This is a genomic window from Mesorhizobium sp. M1A.F.Ca.IN.020.04.1.1 (genome assembly GCF_003997315.1).
Lineage (GTDB): Bacteria > Pseudomonadota > Alphaproteobacteria > Rhizobiales > Rhizobiaceae > Mesorhizobium.
In genome coordinates, this window is record NZ_RZSN01000125.1 from 1 (window position 1) to 18,067 (window position 18,067).

The following is an 18,067-nucleotide window of genomic DNA, read 5'->3' on the forward strand; positions in this document are numbered from 1 at the left end:
GACCGGCTGCTCGGCGAGGACTAGAAGATTCGACGGAACCTCGTCGCGGCAGGCGCGCGGAATTCCTTTCCGCGATGCCGGCTCAGGCGGGAAGTCCTGCCCTTGCAAGCGGCGGGCAAAGGCGTTACCTCACCAAAAAAGCCCAGCAATACGGGACGTCCCGGAGCCTGCGATGACCTATGTCGTGACCGATAATTGCATAAAATGCAAATACATGGACTGCATCGAGGTCTGTCCGGTCGACTGTTTCTACGAAGGCGAGAACATGCTCGTCATCCATCCTGACGAGTGCATCGACTGCGGCGTGTGCGAGCCGGAATGCCCGGCCGACGCGATCAAGCCGGACACCGAGTCCGGGCTCGACAAATGGTTGCAGGTCAATTCCGAATACGCGGAGAAATGGCCCAACATCACTGCCAAGAAAGAGCCGCCGGCCGACGCCAAGAACTTCGACGGCGAGGCCGGGAAGTTCGAGAAGTATTTCTCGCCGGAGCCCGGCGAAGGCGACTGAAGGCCGGGCCGGGCAAGCCGGCATGACGCCACGTAAGCGAGCCGATACAATTGCTGTCTTGACAGCCAGCGATGGCGCATGGCGTTAGCGAATGCAGCAAAACCTTGATTCTTCCGACTTTTTGTGTTATATCCACGAAACATGCCGGTGACACAACGTCGATTTATGGCGCTAACGCCCCAAATCACTGAAAGGTGAACTTTTCAAATCCGGACCAGAGCGATCTGGGGCAGGCAATCGCATTCGTGCGGTTTGTCGGCCCCGGCTTATTCCGGTGAGTTCACTTGTTGTGCGGCTAAAGATCGGCTTCCGCCGATCGTCTGAGTTCAGCCGGCGCCGCCATGCCGGCGCTACAACTAAGGAGTTCAGGGCGTAATGGCAACGATCACCCCGCAGAAGAAGTCCACCGCGGCCCGTCACGGGTTCAAGACCGGTGAGTTTATCGTTTATCCGGCGCATGGCGTCGGCCAGATCGTGGCCATCGACGAGCAGGAAGTCGCGGGTCACAAGCTGGAGCTGTTCGTCATCGATTTCCAGAAGGACAAGATGAGGCTTAAGGTGCCGGTCGCCAAGGCGACCTCTATCGGCATGCGCAAGCTCTCGGAAGAGGATTATGTCGATCGCGCGCTGAAGGTCGTGCAGGGCCGCGCCCGCATCAAGCGCACGATGTGGTCGCGTCGCGCGCAGGAATATGATGCCAAGATCAATTCCGGCGACCTGATCTCGATCTCGGAAGTGGTGCGCGACCTCTATCGCGCCGACAACCAGCCGGAGCAGTCCTATTCCGAGCGCCAGCTTTACGAAGCCGCGCTCGACCGCATGGCTCGCGAGATCGCCGCCGTCAACCGCATGTCGGAGACCGAGGCGGTTCGCCTCATCGAGGTCAACCTCAACAAGGGTCCGAAGCGCGGCGCCAAGGCCGACAACGAGGAAGCCGAGCAGGAAGAAGCTGCCTGAGCATTCGCCTGCCGAACAACGAAGAACCCGGCCTGGCGCCGGGTTTTTTGTTGCGCGCAATATCGGAACGTCGGCGCTGCCCTCATCCGCCTGCCGGCACCTTCTCCCGTATAGTGAACGGGGAGAAGCGAGATGACGGCGTCGTTGGCGCCCATTCTGAAACGTTGGCGATTGGCGAACTCTCTGATGAAAGCGTCCTTTCTCCCGTCACTATACGGGGAGAAATGCCCGGCAGGGCAATGAGGGGCAGCGCCAACTTATGAAGGAATCGTACCTGATCCCCCGCCCCCGCCTTCCTTCCGCGCCTCCTCCTGCCGCAGCGAGGCGATGAAGCGCTTGGTCCGCTCGCGCTCGGGGTTGTCGAACACGATCGAAGCCGGGCCCTTCTCGACGATCGAGCCGGCATCGAGGAACACCACCTCCTGCGCGATCTTGGAGGCGAGTCTCAGATCATGCGTGGCCATCACCATGGTGGTGCCCTCGCGGGCCAGTTGACCCAGCACGTCGACCACTTCCTGCGCCAGCTCCGGATCGAGCGCCGAGGTCGGCTCGTCGCAAAGCAGCACGCGCGGCGACGGCGCCAGCGCCCGGGCGATCGCAACGCGCTGCTGCTGGCCGCCTGACAGAGTCGCCGGCCAGGCATCGGCCTTATGCGCCATGCCGACCTTCTCGAGCAGCGCCATCGCCCGCTCGCGCGCCCGCGCCTGCGGCCATTTCAGCACCGTCACCAGCCCTTCCATGACGTTCTCGATCGCGGTGCGATGCGGAAAGAGCTGAAAATTCTGAAACACCATGCCGGTCTGCAGCCGCACGCGCTGAATGTCCGCCGCCGGTACCTTGACGCCCGGCCGAAATTCCAGCGTCTCGTCGCCGATGCGCAAAGTGCCCGAGGTCGGAATCTCCAAGAGGTTGATGCAGCGCAAGAGCGTGCTTTTTCCGCCGCCCGAAGGCCCGACCAGCGCCGTGACACTGCCTTCGTCGATGCTGACGGTGACACCTTTCAGGACAAGATTGTCGCCGAAGCGCTTCTCGATGTTGGTAAGGCCGATCATGCATTGGCCTCCAGGAAGCCGCCATAGCGGTTGAGCCGCACCTCCAGCCGCGCCTGCAGAGCCGACAGCACCGAGCTCATCGCCAGATAGAGCGCCGCCGCCTCGACATAGAGGATCAGCGGCTCGTAAGTGGTGGCGACGATGCGCTGCGCAGCCTGGAACATTTCGGGCACCGTTATTGCCGCCGCGAGCGAGGTGTCCTTGACCAGCGATATGAACGTATTGGAGAGCGGCGGCACCGCGACGCGGCTCGCTTGCGGAAGGATCGTGCGCCGCATCGCCTGGCTCCAGGTCATGCCGATCGAATAGGAGGCCTCCCACTGCCCTTTCGGCACCGAGCCGATGACGGCGCGGATGATCTCCGACGTGTAGGCGCCGATATTGAGCGTGAAGCCGATCAGCGCTGCGGGAAAGGCATCGAGCAGGATGCCCACCGACGGCAGGCCGTAGAAGATCAGGAAGAGCTGCACCAGGAGCGGCGTGCCGCGAAAGATCCAGACATAGAAGCGCACAAGCGCGACCAGCGGTTTCGGGCCGAACAGCCTGATCAGCGCCGTCACCAGCCCGGCGATAAGCCCCAAGGCGAAGGACAGCAGCGTCAGCGGCACGGTGAAGATCAGTGCCGCCCATAGCAGCGCCGGCAGCGACTCCAGCATCAAATGCAACCAGTGCGGCACGGAGCCCTTCTCCTTTCCGGACGCTGCGACCTCTGGCCGCATGCGAGCGACTATCAGGTAAAAATCGGCGGGCCGTCAAAGACGGCCCGCCGGAACTCAAGCAAAAGGGATGACTGGGCTTACTGCGAGACGTCCTGGCCGAAATATGTGTCGGCAATCCTCTTGTAGGTGCCGTCGGCCTTGATGTCGGCCAGCGCCTTGTTGATCGCCGCCACCAGTTCCGGATCGCCCTTGCGCACGATGACACCGGAATAATCGGCATTCTCTTCCTGCGCGGCGATCTTCACATTGGCGTCGGGCTTGTGCTTCTTGAAATCGAGGAAGGACAGGCTGTCGTTGATGGTGGCGTCGGCGCGACCGGTGAGCAGCAGCTGGATCGACTGGTCGAAGCCGTCGGTGCCGACCAATTCGGCGCCGTTCTTCTCGGCGAGCTTGCCGAAATTCGAGGTCAGCGACTGCGCCGCCTTCTTGCCCTTGAGATCCGCGAATATCTTGATGTCGCTGTTGTCGCCGCGCACGATCAGCACCGCCTTGGAGGCGATGTAGGGATCGGAGAAATCATACTTGGCCTTGCGTGCGTCGGTGATGCCGACCTCGTTGATGACGGCGTCGTAGCGGTTGGCATCGAGCCCCGCGATCAGGCCGTCCCACTTGCCCTCGAGAAACTGCACCTTGACGCCGAGCTTCTCGGCGATCGCCTTGGCGATCTCCACGTCGAAGCCGACCAGGGCGCCGGATTCGTCATGATAGGTGAAGGGCGCGTAGGTGCCCTCCGTGCCGACCTTGATCACGCCCGCCTGCTTGATTTGGTCGAGATTGGCGCCGGCATGACCGGCTGTGACTGCCAGAACCTGCAGCGTTCCGGCGACGAGAAGCGATTTGAGCCATTTCATTTTTCTGTGATCCCGTTTTGACCGGTGCCCCGGCGCATGGTGAGAGCCGCAAACTGGCAGATGGAACCTCAAGAAATAAGGAACCAGATTTCAAAAATCGACCGTTCCAGAAATCCAGTTCTCAAAACCAGCGAAAAATCCGCCAAGCCAAGCCTCACGGATCGATAACAGAAACGTTTTCGGCAGGCATATGCATCCGCCGGCACTACGGAACCATTCGCGCTTCTGGCACGTTGCTGGCTGTTGTAGGGCGCTGCGACGTCATTTCAACCGTCATCCAGTGCAACGACCGCCAAAAGGAGCCGGCATGATCGAGGATGTGGCAGGACGGACACTAGTCCGGGCGGCAATGAAGGCACCCTATCTCGAGCGCGACGAGGAGCATCTCCTGGCCATACGCTGGAGGGAAAAAAAGGATCAGGACGCGCTGCATCTGATCACCGTCGCCCATATGCGGCTGGTGATTTCGATGGCTTCCAAATTCCGCCACTACGGTTTGCCGCTCGGCGACCTCATTCAGGAAGGCCATGTCGGCCTGCTGGAAGCGGCTGCCCGCTTCGAGCCCGCCCGCGAAGTGCGTTTCTCGACCTATGCCACCTGGTGGATCCGCGCCTCGATGCAGGACTATATCCTCCGCAACTGGTCGATCGTGCGCGGCGGCACCAGCTCCGCGCAGAAGGCGCTGTTCTTCAATCTGAGGCGGCTGCGCGCGCGGCTTGCCAACGGCGCCGAGCCGCTCTCCAATGCCTCGCTGTACCGCGAGGTTTCGGCCGCGCTCGGCGTGCCGGAAGCCGACGTGGCAATGATGGATTCGCGTCTTTCGGCCCCCGACAGCTCCCTCAATACCCCGCTTGCCGACGAGAACGGCGCCGCCGAGCGGATGGATTTCCTGGTCTCGGAGGATCCGCTTCCCGACGAGGTCGTCGGCGAAACGATCGACGTCGAGCGCCGCGCGGTCTGGCTGAAAAGCGCGCTCGGCGCGCTCAATGCGCGCGAGCTGCGCATCATCGAGGAGCGCCGCCTTAGCGACGACGGCGCCACCCTGGAATCGCTCGGCGAGGCGCTCGGCATCTCCAAGGAACGCGTCCGCCAGATCGAAGCCCGCGCCATGGAAAAGCTGCGGGCGGCGCTAGTGAAGCAGAACCCCGAATTCCTGGCGGAAGCCGCCTGAAAGCCGAGGCAGCGGCTCGAAGACGTCAGGAGGCCATCTCTTGGCGGCTTTCTGCATCCGTAGCTATGGATTGTGAATTCTTTAACAGACCCTCGCGGCGTAAACTGTCTTCCTGACTGCACCAACTTTAGCGGATGGGGGTTTGCCATGCTGCGATGCTGCGCGTTCCTTGCAGCCCTGGTTCTCGTGTGCTTCACCGCGTTCGAGGCTCACGCCGATCGAAGGGTTGCCTTGGTCATCGGCAATGCCGAATACCGAAATATTCCGGCTCTCAAAAACCCGGACAAAGATGCTCAGGACGTCGCGAACACGTTCCGGCTGGCCGGCTTCGACGTCTTCGTCGCAAAGGACTTGACCAAGCTTCAGTTCGAGGAGCGGTTCCGCAACTATCTCGCCGCGGCGGACGGTGCGGATCTGGCCGTCGTCTACTATTCCGGCCATGGTTTTCAGATCGGGGGCGAGAATTTCCTGATCCCCGTCGATGCGTCGCTGAAGGATGCCGCCGACATCGAGGTCCAGGCGATCAAGCTCGACGACGTGCTGGAGCAATTGCGCTCGAAAGCGAAGATCCAGGTGATCATCCTCGACGCCTGCCGGAACAATCCTTTCCCCCGCCAGGATTACTGGCTGAGGGACCAGCTGATCGTCGCGGGCGACGCCGGCCTTGCGCAGGTGAAGAGCTCACTGAACACGCTGATTGCCTTCGCCACCGAGCCAGGCGCGGTCGCCTATGACGGGCGCGGTGCCCTCAGCCCGTTCTCATCTGCCTTTTCGCGCCACGCGTTGGCGCCCAACCAGGAAATCCGCACGGTGATGGCGGCGGTTCGCCGCGACGTGGTCAAAGCCACCAACGGCAAGCAGGTTCCGTGGGAGAATTCCTCGCTGGTCGACGAGGTGGTGCTGATGCGCCACGATGACGCCGGGGGTCAGGAGGTCACGGCCAAGCAGAAGCAGCCGGATCCAGAGAGCGGCATCCACCTCACCGGCGCCGCCGAGGCGATCGAAAATCGCGATATCAGCATCCCGGTTGGCGTCGGTCCGGTTCCGCTGAAGCTCGATTTCCCGAGCAACGACCCCGCACTCAGCCTGAAGCTTGCAAGCTATCCGGCAGCGGGAACTCTGTCGCTGCCGGACCGGACCCTGTCTCCGGATTCCAGCCTGATGGCCGGTGAAGTCGATAATTTGCGTTACGAGCCGCAGATCGGCTCGGCTGCTCCGGTCCAGATTGGCTTCCAAATCCGCGGCGGCAGCGCGTCCAAGGCAGCGATGATGAAGCTGTCGCCAAGCGTCGACCCCTGCGACCAAGCGGCGGGCGCACCGCTCGACCTGCAGGGCGTCGCGCCCGGCCGTTTGCAGAACGAGATCGCCGGCGAGGCCGCTGAGGCCTGCCAGGCGGCGGTGAAGGCCTACCCCGACGTCGCTCGGTTTCGCTACGAGCTTGGGCGGGCGCTGCTGGCGTCCGGCAAGGTCGACGAGGCCAGGAAAGCTATCCAGGAAGCTGCCGACAGGGGGCACGTCCGCGCCATGTTCGAGCTCGGCCATATCGCTTCGTCCGGAATAGGACCGGCCGCGGACTCCGCGAAAGCGATCAGCTTCTATTCAGAAGCATCCGACAAGGGAGACCCCTATGCGATGGCCGCTTGGGGGCGAGCCTTGTTCAATGGTGTCGACGTCGAGCAGAATACCGGCAAGGGATTGGACCTGCTGCTCAAGGCGGCGGCCATGGGGCACGTCAACGCGATGAACGACCTCGCCGTGATCTTCAAGGATGGCCGCAACGGCGTGCCCGCCGACGAGGCCCGCGCCTTGGCTTTCCTCAAAGCCGGCATCGCGCGGCAAGAGGCATATTCGATGAGCATTCTCGGCCTTCCCGCGCGCAGCACCTTAACGGTCGCAGTGTGCAAGCCGAAGGTTGTGACGAAAATAGTCACCAAGGTAAAGGTTGTCCGCACACCCGCGCCGAAGACGCCGACGGTGACAGTCCCGACAGTGGTCAAACCACCTCAGACCGATACCGGGCCGGCGCCCTGGCGCGGCAGTAGCGGCGATCATTCGGGGTCCGGCGGCGGCCAAAGTGGTGAGGGCAGCGGGGGCAGCACCGGCGGCCAGACCAGCCCTGAAGGCGGCAGCAGTGGCGGGCTCTGATTGCTGCGGCAGCCGCGCGCCCGGGTTGACCGAATAGAAGCGCGCGGCTGATTCGTTGCGGAAGCACGAAACGGGATGCGACCCTACTTGTCGGTGACGATCTTGACCTTGTCGCCGGCCGACACGCTCGCGCCCGGCGACATTGCGTTGAGCACCCGGAACAGGTCGAGCTTTCGGTCGACGCCGACCATCTGAGCGGCAAGCGTGCCCATGTTCTGGCCGGGCTGCACAGTGACCACCCGGATATGCAGCGGCTTCAGCGCCGCCTTCTCGGCCGCGCTCAACGTGCGGAAGGAGCTGCTGACGGAGCGCGCGACCGGCTCCAGCGCGGTGCTGGCCGAGGGTGCCGCAGTCAGCAGCCGGTAGACCTGTCCGCCGGCCCGGATGACCGCGATATCGAACTGCCACCCTTGCGCGCTGGCATGCGCCATCGCCGCCTCGTTGCCGTTGACCGTTTCCTGGCGCACGCTGGCATCGTCTAGTCCAGCGACCCAGCCGCTGCGGATATAGTCGGTGAGCGACACAGACTTGTCGATCGCCACGCCATCGAAGCGGATGGCGATGTCGCCCGGACCGGTCGCGGTCACCGCGGCCGCCGAATTGTCGATGACGAAACCCTCGGGCACCGAGAACGACACGCCAAGGCCGGGATGCAGGAAGGTCTGGCCGCGCACATAGCCCTCTTCCGGCGTGTCGCCGTAGAGCAGCCCGTCTATGCCGGCGAGAAAGGCATCGCGGTCGCGCGTGCCGACGCCGGGCGGTCCGAAGTTGCGGGCGAGCCGCTGCGCCAGCTCGATGCGCTGCGGCGTGTTGGGATGCGTGGCCAGGAAGTCGAGGCTGGCATCCGTGGCGCCGCTGACCGAACGGAAATCGGTATAGGCCGACATCGACTGCAGGAAGCGGCCGGCCGCATAGGGATCATAGCCCGCTTCGCCGATCGACTTGATGCCGATCGCGTCGGCCTGCAGTTCTTGGTTGCGCGAAAACTGCGCAAGCCTCAGCTTGCCGCGGATGAGCGCGGCCTTGGCGGTCGGGCTGTCGCCGAGCACGTCGGAGACGACCTTGGTCGCCAGGCCTTCCTCGGCCTCGAGCTGCTGCCGCTGCAACCCGTGATTGGCGGTGACGTGGCCCATCTCATGCGCGATGACGGCCGCAAGCTCGGAGGAGTCATTGGCCAGCGCCAAAAGTCCGCGCGTGACATAGAGATAGCCGCCCGGCAGCGCGAAGGCATTTACGTTGGGCGAGTTGAGGATGGTGATGCGATAGGTCTGGGTCGGATTGGCCGAGACCACCGTCAGATTGCCGACGACCTTGGCCACCATTCGCTCGAGCTTCGGATCGGAATATTCGCCGCCATAGGTGGCGAGAATCCGCGGATGCTGCGCTTTGGCCATTTCGGCCAGCCTGGCATTGGCGACGACATTGTCGACGGTGATCGGCTTGTCGGAGGGCTGGAAGCCGGACTCCTGCACGTCCGGCGGCGTGAACATCTGGCAGCTCGCCAGCGCCACGGCAAAGCCGGCCATCGCGAAAAATCGCGCCAGCGGCTTAGTCCATACCCTCTCGATGCCGGCTGTCAGATCGGCTTCCTTTCGTAATCTTTCGGCAAATCACGGCCCACCCGGACCAGCATGGCCGGACCTAGCCACACTCCCCCGGACAAGGCAAGCAAACGCCTGATCACCCGCAGCCGGTTTGGCCGTAAATTATGTCCGCTTCCGGGCAATGTGTTGTCATCTGGCAACGCTGCCGCCTCGATCGCCGATATAGCGCCGGAAGGCCTCCGGTCCAGCACCGTCGAAGAAATCGGCGGCCGACCCTGTTGCCGCGACCCTGCCCTCGTCAACGAACGCGATCCGTTGGCCGATGCGGCGCGCGTCCTGCGGCTGATGCGTGACGAAAAGCACGGTCATCTGTCGCTCGGCGTGGATGCCGGCCACGAGATCGAGCATGTCTTCGCGCAGCGCCGGGCCGAGCGAGGCGAAAGGCTCGTCGAGCAGAAGCACCGGACGGTCCCGTATGAGCACCCGCGCCAGCGCGACGCGCTGCCGCTCGCCGCCGGAAAGCTCGCTCGGCAGCCGCTTTTCCTTGCCGGCGAGGCCGACACGCCCCAGCGCGTCCGCGACCGCGCGGTGGTCGTCGGCCGTGAGCTTGAGCGATGGCGAGCGGCCAAGCCCGACATTGCCCTCGACCGAAAGATGGGTGAACAGGTTGTTTTCCTGGAACACCATCGACACCGGCCGCGCCGAGGGCGGCGCATTGTCGACATTGATCCCGCCGATCAGCACCTTGCCAGCATTGGGTGATTCGAAGCCGGCCACCAGATTGAGCAGCGTCGACTTGCCTGAACCGCTCGGCCCCATGATGGCGGTGATCCTGCCGGCGGCGAATTCGACATCGAACCGGAAGGATGCCTCGCCATAGCTGAAGGATACGCCGTCCAACGTGACGCCCAGGCCCTTCGTGGCCGCGATGCCATTATTATCCCTCGTCATGCCTTTGCCTCCCGCCCCAGCCAGTCGGCGGCGACAACCAGCAGCAGGCAGACGAGGCCGAGCAGCAAGGCCAGCCCCGCGGCGTCGGCGGTCCGGTAGCTGCCCATGCGCGCGAGTAGAAGATAGGGCAAGGTCTGGACGGAATCGCTGCCGAACAGCGCGATCACGCCGAGATCGCCGAGCGACAGCGCCATGGCGAACGCAAAGCCGGTGGCCAAGGGCCGCCGGAGCGACGGCCAGTCGACCAGCCGCAGCCGGTTCCAGCCGGAAATGCCGAGCGCCAGGCAGAGTCGCTCGTGGCGCTCGCTCGCCGCGTCATAGGCAGGGCGGACGGCGCGAATGGCAAATGGCATCGCCATCACCGCATTGACCGCGACGACCATGACGGGTGCGATGGCGAAGACATCGGTGATGTTGCGCAGAGCCAGGAACCAGCCGGCGCCGATCACGATCGGCGGCACGACCAGCACGAAACCGGCGCCGGTGTCGGCGGCGTGTTCGAGCAGCGACATGGCGCCGCCCGCGCGGCGCCGCAGGGCCAGTGCGCGTCGGGCGGCAACCAGCGACAGCGACAGCATCACGCAAAGCAGCGCCGAGAGAAAGGAGAGCCCGGCGCTGGTGAGCGTCGCGCGGCGCACGGCGTCCTCGCCGGCCAGCCGGCCGAGATCCGCCTCCAGCCCGGCGAGCACGGTCGCCGCCATCGGTGCGGCGACGAACAGCAGCGCAAGCACGATCAGGCCGGCATTCAACACGGCCTCGGCGGTGCTGGCCGCAAGATAGCGGCGTGGCGCTACCGGCAGATTCGCATCGCCGGCCGTGTTGGCGCCGAGTCGCGTCAGCATGGCGACCACGACGAAGGTCAGCACGATCTGCAGAAACGTTAGTGTCACGGCCCGCGCGGGATCGAAATCGAAGCGCAACGCCTGGTAGATCGCGACCTCCAGCGTCGTCGCCGCCGGCCCGCCACCCAGCGTCAGTACGATTGTGAAGGAGGTGATGCACAGCATGAAGACCAGCCCGGCGACCCCCGGCAGCGCCGTGCGCAGCGCCGGCCATTCGATCAGCCGGAAGGCCGATCGAGCGTCCATACCGAGCTGGCTCGCCAGCCGCCACTGGTCGGCCGGCACGGTGCCGAGCGCCTCGAGGAACAGCCGCGTGGCCAATGGCAGGTTGAAGAAGACATGCGCGACCAGGATGCCGGAAAGGCCGTAAATGCCCGGCCATTCCCCACCGCCGAACGTGCCGAGGATGCCGGCAAAATAACCGGCACGGCCGTAGAGCGCCAACACGCCGAGCGCGGCGACGATGGCCGGCAGCGCCAGCGGCACCGTGAACAACTGCAGGATCAGGCGACGTCCGGGAAAGTTCGTTTGCCTGGACAGGGCGCGGCCGACGAACACTGCCGGCAAGACCGAAAGCAATGTCGACAGCAGCGCTTGCCAAAGCGTGAAGCGGGCGACGCGGAGCAGATAGCTGTCGAAGGCCGCGGCAGCGCTGGACGGACCGCTCGCGCCTTCGAGGATCAGGCCGGCGAAGGCGCCGCCGATGAGCAAAGTGATGGCGACAAGGGCGATGATGCCGGCGGTGATGCGAGGGTCAGGGCGCGGCGTGGATTGCACGCTGCACCACGTTGGCTCGAGCTAGCGAACGCCGCGTTCCGTCGCACCCCCCTCTGTCCTGCCGGACATCTCCCACTCTAGGAGGGAGATTGGCAGCTTTGCCGCTCTTCCTACACCGTCGGCGGCTAGCGAAATCACCGATCCCCCTTTGCGGGGGAGATGGCCGGCCGGACAGAGGGGGGTGCTCAAGCGCCATCCTGCGTCCTACTTGCTCATCGCCGCCAGCCATTCATCCACCCAGGCCTTGCGGTTGGCCGCCACCTCGTCCGGGCTGAACAGCAGGGTTTTGGTCGGCTTCACCAGCTTTTCGAAGGCCGGGTTGAGCGGCTTGTCGGTCTTGCCGGCCGGGAACATCCAGTTGGTCTCCGGGATGATGTCCTGGAACTTGGGCCCGGTCATGAAGGCTATGAATTTTTCCGCCAGCGGGTTCTTCGCGCCGGTTTTGGTGATGCCGGCGACCTCGATCTGCAGATATTCGCCCTCCTCGAAGGACGCCGCCTGATAGCGCTCGGTGTTCTCGGCCACCATGTGGTAGGCCGGCGAAGTGGTATAGGAGAGGACCATCGGCGCCTCGCCCTTGGTGAACAGACCATAGGCCTCGCTCCAGCCCGGCGTCACGGTCAGCACCTTCGGCTTCAGCTTGGCCCAGGCTTCCGGCGCCTTGTCGCCATAGACCGACTTGACCCACAGCAGCAGCCCGAGGCCCGGCGTCGAAGTGCGCGGATCCTGGATAATGATCTTGTCGGGGCCGGCGCCCTCGACCAGTTCCTTCAAGCTCTTCGGCGGGGTCTTCAGCTTTTCGGTGTCGTAGACGACGGCGAAATAGCCGTAGTCGAAAGGCACGAAAGTGTCGTCTTTCCAGCCGCCGGGCACATTCAAATCGGCCACCGCGCCATGCGGCGCGAATAGGCCGCTCGCCTTGGCATCCGCGGTCAGGTTGGTATCGAGGCCGAGCACGACATCGGCCTTGGTGCCGGCGCCCTCCAGCTTGACGCGGTTGAGCAGTGCCACGCCGTCGGCAACCGAGACGAATTCGAGATCGCAGCCGCATTCGGCCTCGAATTCCTTCTTCACCGCGGGCCCGGGACCCCAGTCGGCGGTGAAGCTTTCGTAGGTGTAGACGGTAAGCTTGTCTTTCGCCTCGGCAGGCCCGACGCCCACCAAAAGCGAAACCAGGCCGGCTGCAAGAACAAGGTTGGACAATAGCGAGCGCATCGGCGCCTCCTTCGTTCGGTTAAAGGAATTGAGGCGTCGGATGGTCCGAAACGTCTAATCCCTCCGCCGGTACAAACCGGATCAGGTTCAGCGGGTTGGCTTTGTGCCTCTCAGCCGGTTCGCAAAATCAGCGTCCGGCACCCCGTTAGAGCATTTCGAGACATAGGCCCGGCCGATGCGGCGCGCAAGCGGAAGTTTCCGGGGCATTATGATGGTTCACCGCGGTAATGAAGCGCGATTCCGTTTGGACGCGCCCGCTTCCGTTTCGTTGGCCGGGCTGGTAAGGGCGACTGCCATGGGCACATTCACCATCCTGCTTGGCGGCGATCTCGTCCGCACGCCTCGGCTCGATCGCCAGATCGAAGGCTCCCGCATCATCGCCGCCGATGCCGGTATCGGCCATGCCGATATGCTTGGCCTGCTGCCGGAGCTCTGGGTCGGAGATTTCGACTCGGTACCGCCAAACCTGCCGGAGAATCTGGCCGCCGTGCCGCGCAAGATTTTCCCGACCGAGAAGGACATGACCGACGGCGAACTCGCCATTGCCGAGGCGCTGGCGCGCGGCGCCACCAGCCTGATGCTGGCCGGCGCCTTCGGCGGCAAGCGCGCCGATCATGCCTTTCTGCATTTGGCTCTGAGCGTGCGGCTGGCCGAGGCGGGCATGACCGTGCTGCTGACCAGCGGCGCGCAGGAGGGCGTGCCGATCCTGCCGGGCAAAGCCGGCTTCGACTACGCCGAGGGCACGCTGTTCTCGGTGCTCGGCTTCTCCGACCTCGCCGGCCTGACGGTCTCAGGCGCCAAATGGGCGCTGGACGGTGTCGAGGTGGCGTTCGGCTCCTCGCTTACCATATCAAATGAGGTCAAGGGCCGGCTCCATATCGCGCTCGAGCGTGGCCGGGCGCTGCTGCTCGCCCACCCCTATCCTCTTCCCGAAAGCTGACATGGCCCCGCCTCTTCTCAATCTGGATGGCATAAAACTGACTTTTGGCGGCACGCCGCTGCTCGACGGCGCGGCACTGAGCGCCTCCGCCGGCGAGAAGATCGCGCTTGTCGGCCGCAACGGTTCGGGCAAGTCGACGCTGCTCAAGATCGTCGCGGGGCTGATCGAACCGCAGGACGGCGAAGTATTCCGCCAGCCCTCGGCAACGGTGCGCTACCTGCCGCAAATGCCCGATATGGATGGCTTCGCCAGCGTGCGCGCCTATGTCGAAGCCGGCCTCGGGCCGGCCGACGACCCGCATCGCGCCACTTATCTGATGGAGCATCTCGGCCTGACCGGCGAGGAGCGGCCGAACGACCTTTCCGGCGGCGAGGCGCGCCGCGCAGCACTGGCCCGCGTCATGGCGCCGGAGCCCGATATCCTGCTCCTCGACGAGCCGACCAACCATCTCGACCTGTCGGTCATCGAATGGCTGGAAGAAGAGCTTGCCCGCACCTCGTCGGCCGTGATCCTGATCTCGCACGACCGCCGCTTTCTCGAGCGCGTCTCGCGCGCCACCGTCTGGCTCGACCGCGGCCAGACGCGCCGGCTGGACAAGGGGTTCGCGCACTTTGAGGAATGGCGCGACCAGGTGCTTGAAGAGGAAGAGCGCGAACAGCACAAGCTCGGCCGCCAGATCGTGCGCGAGGAGCATTGGCTGCGCTATGGCGTGACCGCCAGGCGCAAGCGCAACATGCGCCGGCTCGGCGAGCTGCAGGCCATGCGCCAGCGTTTTCGCAGCCATCGCGGCGCCGAGGGTTCGGCGACGATGGTGGCAAGCGACGCCGCTGAATCCGGCAAGCTGGTGATCGAAGCCAAGGGCATCGAGAAGAGTTTTGGCGACCTCACCGTGGTCAAGGGCTTTTCGACCCGTATTCAGCGCGGCGATCGCGTCGGCCTTGTCGGGCCGAACGGCGTCGGCAAGACGACGCTTCTCAAGATGCTGACCGGCGAGCTGCCGCCGGATGCCGGCACCGTGCGGCTCGGCGTCAATCTGGAAATCGCAACACTCGACCAGAAGCGCGAGGCCGTCGACCCGCAGGAGACGCTGGCGAATTACCTGACCGACGGGCGCGGCGAGAACCTTGTGGTCAATGGCGAGCAGCGCCACGTCGTCTCCTATATGAAGGATTTTCTTTTCAAGCCGGAGCAGGCGCGCACGCCGGTGCGCGAGCTTTCGGGCGGCGAGCGGGCGCGACTGCTGCTGGCCCGGGTGCTGGCGCGGCCGGCGAACCTTTTGGTGCTCGACGAGCCGACCAACGACCTCGACATGGAGACGCTGGAGCTGCTGCAGGAACTGGTCGCCGGCTTTGCCGGAACGGTCGTCCTGGTCAGCCATGATCGCGATTTCCTTGACCGCACAGTCACCAGCGTGATCGCGCCCAACGGCGCCGGACGCTGGATCGAATATGCCGGCGGCTATTCCGACATGCTGGCGCAACGCGGCGGCTCGAAGCTGGAGGAGCGCAAGGCAAGGCCGAAGGCTGAAGCGAAAGAAGCGACGGCCAGGGCCGAACAGACCAGCGCTAAAAGCCCGGCCAAGAAGCTCTCCTTCAAGCAGAAGTTCGCGCTGGAATCCCTGCCGAAGAAGATCGAGGCGGTGAGCGCGTCCATCTCAAGGCTGGAGAACAATATCGCCGACCCGTCCTTCTACGAGCGCGATCCCGCATCGTTCCAGAAGACCATCGCCGCGCTCGACAAGGAGCGCACCACGCTGGCCTCACTTGAGGAAGAGTGGCTGGAGTTGGAGATGCTGCGCGAGGAGATGGAAGGCTAGCCGCTATCGGCAAGGCTCAGAGGCAGGCCTCGCAGATCGCAGCGATATGGCGTCTGTCGGCGCCGCAGCAGCCGCCGAGCACGGCTATCTGGCCGAAGCGGTCGCGCATGGCGCGGTAGCGCCGGCCGAGGTCGACAGGATCGCCTGGATCGAGTTCGGTCGCCGCATCCAGCTCGGCATGGCTTTTGGCGGAGGCGTTGGCCCGCACGCCGCGAATGCGTCTGATCCAGCGTCCGTCGCCGGCAAGGACGGCGTCGAAATGGCTCGGATGTGCGCAGTTGATCATGAAATATGTGGGGGCGCCGTCCGTTTCGTCGTCAACGGTCTCGATGGCGTCTCTCAGGCTCTCCCCCGAAGGCAGGCGTCCGTCCGTCTCGACGGTAAACGAAATCACCGACGGGAGCCCCACCGCCATCGCGGCACAGGCTATTCCGGCAGCCTCCTGCGCATAGGTCATCGTGATGGCGCTGACCATATCGGCGCTGGCATCGCGGAACGCCTTGACCTGATCGCCGTGATAGGTCTCGGCCTCGGCGGGCGTCATAACTGTGTCAATGCGGTAGCCGTCGCCACGGGGCCCGACCACCCCATTGACCAGCACGGTCATGCCACGCGCAACATAGGGCGCAGCCAGCGCCCGCGCCCATGACACTGCCTGCATGTCTATGCCCGACAATGCGACTTTCGAATAGCCAAGCTTTTCGCCCCAGTCCGGATTGGCGCGCCACGTCGGAGTATCGAGCACGAAGCCGACCCCGTGTTTGTCGGCGATGTCGAGATACTGGCGGAAATAGCGGGCCAACGTCGTCCGCCCCTCCTCCTCGCCAAGAAGCGGAAAGGCGGCGAAGCCGGGCAGATCGAGGCCTTCCAGAAAAACAAGCGAGGTCTCGAGGCCGCCATCGGTCAGGAAAACGGCTTCACCCAGCTCACGAACGTCGATCTTCGCACTGGTCATCGCCGTCTCCGGTCAGACCTGCCGCTTGCGCGACTATAGCATTTGAGGGCGAATTTGCCATGCCGGTCCGGTCGCGAAGGTCGCGCTGGTCCAAGCTATCCATTGCAGCACTCGCGTGATGCGCATATTCTATACGCATGTTGCGGAGGCTATCATGCGCAAGATTGCCGCAAATGCGGTCCGCCAGCCGGCAAATCTATCGATCGATTCACAGCTCATGAAGGAAGCCAAGGGGCTCAACGTGAATGTATCTCGTGCCGCCGAAGCCGGGATCGCAGAAGCCGTGGCAGCCGAGAAAACGCGGCTGTGGAAGCTCGAAAACCGCGCCACCATGGATGCCTGGAACGAGTATGTCGACACGTACGGCGTTCCGCTCAAGGAGCATAGGCAGTTCTGATGGCGCGCTATGACGCCTTTGCCGCCAGCGGCATCGAAGGCGGCTACCTCCTCGAGGTTCAATCCGACCTGCTCGACAATTTCAAGACGCGCGTCGTCGTTCCGCTTTTGCCCCTCGCGTCGGCGCCGCCGCCAATGCGGAAGCTGCACCCGGTCTTCGAAATCAATGGACGCAAGCTGGTCATGGCCACCCATCTGATCGCTACGGTGGCTGCGACGGAACTCGGGGAAAACCGTTTCAACCTCGCGAAGCATCACGACGAGATCGTTGCAGCGCTCGACATGCTGTTTCAGGGCTTCTGAGCCGCTCGGCCTCAACCGGACGTCTTCGTCGCCCAGGCCTTCAGCGCCTCATCAAACACCTTCTCGCCCGGAATGCCCTTTTCCATGGTGAGCAGGGCACGGCGTCCGGTCTTGTAGACCACCGGCACGTCGATCCAGGCCTGCCCCCTGAGCAGCGTCAGGTTGGCGTCCTCGTCGGCTTTGGTGTCGTTGAGGGCGACGAGGAAGAAGCCGTCGGCGATCTTGGCCGGGATGCCGATCAGCGGGCTGCCGGCGTCCTGTTCCGAGCTCTTCATGGCGATGCGCAGGATGTTGTCGACGCCGCCGCCGTCAAACCCTTCCGGCGTCAGGAAGATCATCTCGATGATGTGGCTGGCCGGCAGCGTCTGGTCGGTATTGCGCCGGATGGTCATGCGCAGCTGGATGTCCTTGCCGGGTATCGTCGCCTCGGCGCGGATCGCCGGCTCCGGCGGCAGGTCGCCGCCCGGCGATTCCTGCACCAACGACCAGACGATGCTGCCGGGCTCGGCGGTTCCCTGCTGGGTGCTGGTGCGCTCCTCATAGAAGATCGCTTTCTGGCCGACCGGCACGGTCGCTTGGGCCGTCGCAGGCGCAGTCCCGGACGCGGGTGGCGGAGTCGTGCCAGCGGCAGGCGGAGTGGCCGCCGCGGCCGGAGGCGTGGTTCCGGCGGCCGGCGCGGGCGGATTGGCGGCGGCACCGGCGGGCGCCGACGGCGTGGTCCCGGCAGGCGGGCTCGCTGGCGGGGTTTGCGCAGCCTGCGGAGTGTCGGCGGCGGGCGGGGTCGCGGCCGGAGTTGGCGCGGCGGGCGGCGTGCCGGCGGCGGGCGCCGGCGTCATCCCAGGCGCGGCTGGCGGCGGCGTGGTCAGCGCGGCGACGGATTCGCCCTCGCCGATGGTGCTCTGGCCGCCGGCCGGACCAGGAT

The 18,067-nt window shown here is 64.5% G+C and carries 16 protein-coding genes, 1 pseudogene and 1 riboswitch; of the genes and pseudogenes, 8 read left to right on the top strand and 9 right to left on the bottom strand.

Annotated elements, in window-relative coordinates; translation table 11 throughout:
- Positions 1-172 precede the first annotated feature (172 nt).
- Both fdxA and EOA49_RS22280 read left to right on the top strand, forming a co-directional pair.
- Positions 173-511: a ferredoxin FdxA gene (gene fdxA / locus EOA49_RS22275; RefSeq protein ID WP_067001876.1), complete on the top strand. Its 339-nt coding sequence runs from the start codon at positions 173-175 to the stop codon at positions 509-511.
- 375 nt (positions 512-886) lie between these two features.
- Entirely contained in the window at positions 887-1,468 is a 582-nt protein-coding gene (locus tag EOA49_RS22280) for a CarD family transcriptional regulator (RefSeq protein ID WP_040974338.1), read from the top strand.
- A 257-nt stretch (positions 1,469-1,725) separates the two neighbouring features.
- Here EOA49_RS22280 and EOA49_RS22285 read toward each other — a convergent pair whose 3' ends face one another.
- From EOA49_RS22285 to EOA49_RS22295, 3 genes are all read right to left on the bottom strand, one after another.
- Positions 1,726-2,520, bottom strand: coding sequence for an amino acid ABC transporter ATP-binding protein (locus EOA49_RS22285; RefSeq protein WP_127241208.1), 795 nt, complete (start codon positions 2,518-2,520; stop codon positions 1,726-1,728).
- The gene (locus EOA49_RS22290; protein WP_127241209.1) at positions 2,517-3,197 is read right to left on the bottom strand and encodes an ABC transporter permease subunit; all 681 of its coding nucleotides are present in this window, start codon (positions 3,195-3,197) and stop codon (positions 2,517-2,519) included. The genes EOA49_RS22285 and EOA49_RS22290 overlap by 4 nt, the downstream gene beginning before the upstream one ends.
- Before the next feature lie 119 nt (positions 3,198-3,316).
- A complete protein-coding gene (locus tag EOA49_RS22295) occupies positions 3,317-4,090 on the bottom strand; it encodes an amino acid ABC transporter substrate-binding protein (RefSeq protein ID WP_127241210.1) in 774 nt (257 codons plus the stop codon).
- Between the two features lie 307 nt (positions 4,091-4,397).
- Here EOA49_RS22295 and EOA49_RS22300 point away from each other — a divergent pair, with 307 nt between their 5' ends.
- Together EOA49_RS22300 and EOA49_RS22305 are read left to right on the top strand one after the other, a co-directional pair.
- Positions 4,398-5,261 carry an RNA polymerase factor sigma-32 gene (locus EOA49_RS22300; RefSeq protein ID WP_067001865.1) on the top strand — a complete coding sequence of 288 codons (864 nt, stop codon included), beginning with the start codon at positions 4,398-4,400 and terminating at the stop codon, positions 5,259-5,261.
- Between the two features lie 147 nt (positions 5,262-5,408).
- On the top strand, positions 5,409-7,406 hold the full coding sequence (locus EOA49_RS22305; RefSeq protein ID WP_206519928.1) for a caspase family protein: 1,998 nt from the start codon (positions 5,409-5,411) through the stop codon (positions 7,404-7,406).
- Positions 7,407-7,489: 83 nt separating this feature from the next.
- On the opposite strand, the gene EOA49_RS22310 is transcribed toward EOA49_RS22305, so the two are convergent.
- From EOA49_RS22310 to thiB, 4 genes are all read right to left on the bottom strand, one after another.
- Positions 7,490-8,932 (bottom strand): M48 family metalloprotease, encoded by a 1,443-nt coding sequence (locus EOA49_RS22310; RefSeq protein ID WP_095799779.1) that lies wholly within the window; start codon positions 8,930-8,932, stop codon positions 7,490-7,492.
- A gap of 207 nt (positions 8,933-9,139) precedes the next feature.
- Entirely contained in the window at positions 9,140-9,901 is a 762-nt protein-coding gene (gene thiQ, locus EOA49_RS22315) for a thiamine ABC transporter ATP-binding protein (protein ID WP_127241211.1), read from the bottom strand.
- Positions 9,898-11,520, bottom strand: coding sequence for a thiamine/thiamine pyrophosphate ABC transporter permease (gene thiP, locus EOA49_RS22320; RefSeq protein ID WP_127243345.1), 1,623 nt, complete (start codon positions 11,518-11,520; stop codon positions 9,898-9,900). Before thiP ends, thiQ begins: the two co-directional genes overlap by 4 nt.
- A 204-nt stretch (positions 11,521-11,724) precedes the next feature.
- On the bottom strand, positions 11,725-12,735 hold the full coding sequence (thiB, locus tag EOA49_RS22330; protein ID WP_127217121.1) for a thiamine ABC transporter substrate binding subunit: 1,011 nt from the start codon (positions 12,733-12,735) through the stop codon (positions 11,725-11,727).
- A 41-nt stretch (positions 12,736-12,776) separates the two neighbouring features.
- Positions 12,777-12,890: riboswitch (TPP riboswitch) on the bottom strand.
- A gap of 140 nt (positions 12,891-13,030) precedes the next feature.
- Here thiB and EOA49_RS22335 point away from each other — a divergent pair.
- Positions 13,031-13,675 (top strand): thiamine diphosphokinase, encoded by a 645-nt coding sequence (locus EOA49_RS22335; RefSeq protein ID WP_127242143.1) that lies wholly within the window; start codon positions 13,031-13,033, stop codon positions 13,673-13,675.
- 1 nt (position 13,676) lies between these two features.
- Entirely contained in the window at positions 13,677-15,491 is a 1,815-nt protein-coding gene (locus EOA49_RS22340) for an ABC-F family ATP-binding cassette domain-containing protein (RefSeq protein WP_127243346.1), read from the top strand.
- 16 nt (positions 15,492-15,507) lie between these two features.
- On the opposite strand, the gene EOA49_RS22345 is transcribed toward EOA49_RS22340, so the two are convergent.
- A complete protein-coding gene (locus EOA49_RS22345) occupies positions 15,508-16,446 on the bottom strand; it encodes a homocysteine S-methyltransferase family protein (protein WP_127243347.1) in 939 nt (312 codons plus the stop codon).
- Positions 16,447-16,600: 154 nt separating this feature from the next.
- Here EOA49_RS22345 and EOA49_RS22350 point away from each other — a divergent pair, with 154 nt between their 5' ends.
- Positions 16,601-16,843 (top strand): type II toxin-antitoxin system CcdA family antitoxin, encoded by a 243-nt coding sequence (locus tag EOA49_RS22350; protein WP_067002201.1) that lies wholly within the window; start codon positions 16,601-16,603, stop codon positions 16,841-16,843.
- Complete coding sequence (locus tag EOA49_RS22355) at positions 16,843-17,145, top strand: CcdB family protein (protein ID WP_067001839.1); 303 nt, start codon at positions 16,843-16,845, stop codon at positions 17,143-17,145. Before EOA49_RS22350 ends, EOA49_RS22355 begins: the two co-directional genes overlap by 1 nt.
- 11 nt (positions 17,146-17,156) lie before the next feature.
- On the opposite strand, the pseudogene EOA49_RS33605 reads toward EOA49_RS22355, so the two are convergent.
- Positions 17,157-18,067: pseudogene (locus EOA49_RS33605) on the bottom strand (hypothetical protein); the annotation flags it as partial.

Excerpts from the sequence above, each read along its gene's own strand:
- EOA49_RS22340 (WP_127243346.1), top strand. The coding sequence starts at position 13,677 with ATGGCCCCGCCTCTTCTCAATCTGGATGGCATAAAACTGACTTTTGGC.
- fdxA (WP_067001876.1), top strand. The coding sequence starts at position 173 with ATGACCTATGTCGTGACCGATAATTGCATAAAATGCAAATACATGGAC.
- EOA49_RS22345 (WP_127243347.1), bottom strand. The coding sequence starts at position 16,446 with ATGACCAGTGCGAAGATCGACGTTCGTGAGCTGGGTGAAGCCGTTTTC.
- EOA49_RS22280 (WP_040974338.1), top strand. The coding sequence starts at position 887 with ATGGCAACGATCACCCCGCAGAAGAAGTCCACCGCGGCCCGTCACGGG.
- EOA49_RS22310 (WP_095799779.1), bottom strand. The coding sequence starts at position 8,932 with ATGGCCGGCTTTGCCGTGGCGCTGGCGAGCTGCCAGATGTTCACGCCG.
- EOA49_RS22355 (WP_067001839.1), top strand. The coding sequence starts at position 16,843 with ATGGCGCGCTATGACGCCTTTGCCGCCAGCGGCATCGAAGGCGGCTAC.
- EOA49_RS22295 (WP_127241210.1), bottom strand. The coding sequence starts at position 4,090 with ATGAAATGGCTCAAATCGCTTCTCGTCGCCGGAACGCTGCAGGTTCTG.
- thiB (WP_127217121.1), bottom strand. The coding sequence starts at position 12,735 with ATGCGCTCGCTATTGTCCAACCTTGTTCTTGCAGCCGGCCTGGTTTCG.
- EOA49_RS22305 (WP_206519928.1), top strand. The coding sequence starts at position 5,409 with ATGCTGCGATGCTGCGCGTTCCTTGCAGCCCTGGTTCTCGTGTGCTTC.
- EOA49_RS22335 (WP_127242143.1), top strand. The coding sequence starts at position 13,031 with ATGGGCACATTCACCATCCTGCTTGGCGGCGATCTCGTCCGCACGCCT.
- EOA49_RS22300 (WP_067001865.1), top strand. The coding sequence starts at position 4,398 with ATGATCGAGGATGTGGCAGGACGGACACTAGTCCGGGCGGCAATGAAG.
- EOA49_RS22350 (WP_067002201.1), top strand. The coding sequence starts at position 16,601 with ATGCGCAAGATTGCCGCAAATGCGGTCCGCCAGCCGGCAAATCTATCG.
- EOA49_RS22285 (WP_127241208.1), bottom strand. The coding sequence starts at position 2,520 with ATGATCGGCCTTACCAACATCGAGAAGCGCTTCGGCGACAATCTTGTC.
- thiQ (WP_127241211.1), bottom strand. The coding sequence starts at position 9,901 with ATGACGAGGGATAATAATGGCATCGCGGCCACGAAGGGCCTGGGCGTC.